Annotated in this window: 2 protein-coding genes; one reads left to right on the forward strand and one right to left on the reverse strand. The window is 48.4% G+C overall.

Annotated elements, in window-relative coordinates; translation table 11 throughout:
- Positions 1-322: glutamine amidotransferase-related protein (locus tag ACTHUT_RS20950; RefSeq protein ID WP_440419730.1), on the forward strand; the 322-nt coding region annotated here is incomplete at its 5' end.
- 62 nt (positions 323-384) lie between these two features.
- On the opposite strand, the gene ACTHUT_RS20955 is transcribed toward ACTHUT_RS20950, so the two are convergent.
- The gene (locus tag ACTHUT_RS20955; RefSeq protein WP_070873840.1) at positions 385-1131 is read right to left on the reverse strand and encodes a carbonic anhydrase; all 747 of its coding nucleotides are present in this window, start codon (positions 1129-1131) and stop codon (positions 385-387) included.
- Positions 1132-1149: the final 18 nt, after the last annotated feature.

Genomic DNA, 1149 nt, shown 5'->3' on the forward strand with positions numbered 1-1149 from the left:
CACCATGCGTTTGGGTGCGCAAGAAGTTGATCTCAAACCGGGCAGCCTTGCCGCAAAAATCTACGGCAGCGAACATATCCGCGAACGCCATCGCCACCGCTACGAAGTTAACAACAACTATGTTCCTCAGTTGGAAAAAGCCGGTTTGGTCATCGGCGGCGTATCCGCAGGCCGCGAGCGTTTGGTGGAAACCATCGAATTGCCAAATCATCCTTGGTTCTTCGCGTGTCAGTTCCATCCGGAATTTACTTCCAATCCGCGCAAAGGCCATCCTTTGTTCAGCGCGTTTGTGAAAGCCGCGTTGGGTAACAAAAAAGCCTGATTGATGTGATTGAAAAAGCACCCGTTTCCGGGTGCTTTTTTGTTTTCAGACGGCCTTAGAAGTTATTTGTCTTCATTGACTTCGCGGTCATTTAAAGGTTGTACGGGACGGTTGTTTTCGCCGCCGATAATGTCGCGCATGGCTTTAAACTGCGCCGCATCTGCCTGAACCGGAGTTTTTAAGACAACCCAAGTAACGTTTTCGCTGCAAGGCGGCGTTGTCAGCGAGCCTTTCAGTTGGAAGGACTTGCTATCTTTAGGCAGCAGGGCTTGGATATTCAAGTTTTTTAACGTTACGGATTCGCCCGCTTTCAGTTTTTTGGCAGTGAGTGCGGACAGGGCAGGATTGTTTTTGCCCGGTTTAAATACAGAGCCGATGACCGCCAAAGTACCGTCTTCGGCTTGATGGACGAAATGCGCTTCCATTGGGAAATGTTTGCCTTTGAAAGTATGTTCGCTCGGCGTATGGAAGTGGAATTGTTTGAAGGTATAGGTTTTACCGTTAATCACGATGGTTTGGGCCTTGCCTTGCGGCGTGGCTTGAAGGGTATGGCCGTTATTTTCTACTTTGTAGTCGGCAACGTTGTAACGGTATGCCAGTTGTTTGCCTTTTACTGCTTTTGTCGTGGAGAAGTCCACAGGAGATTGCTGTTTGCCTGTTTTGCAGACAGCAAAGTCTTCGCTCAAGTCGCCCCAGTGTGCAGCATCGTTTTCACCTGTGTAAGACCAATGTGCATGATGGGTTTCGGCGGATACCGTTGCAGTAGAGACAGCCATTAGCAAAGATAAAAAGAGATGTTTGTTCAACATAAGGACTCCTATTTATTT

Source organism: Neisseria sp. P0022.S010 (assembly GCF_051956635.1).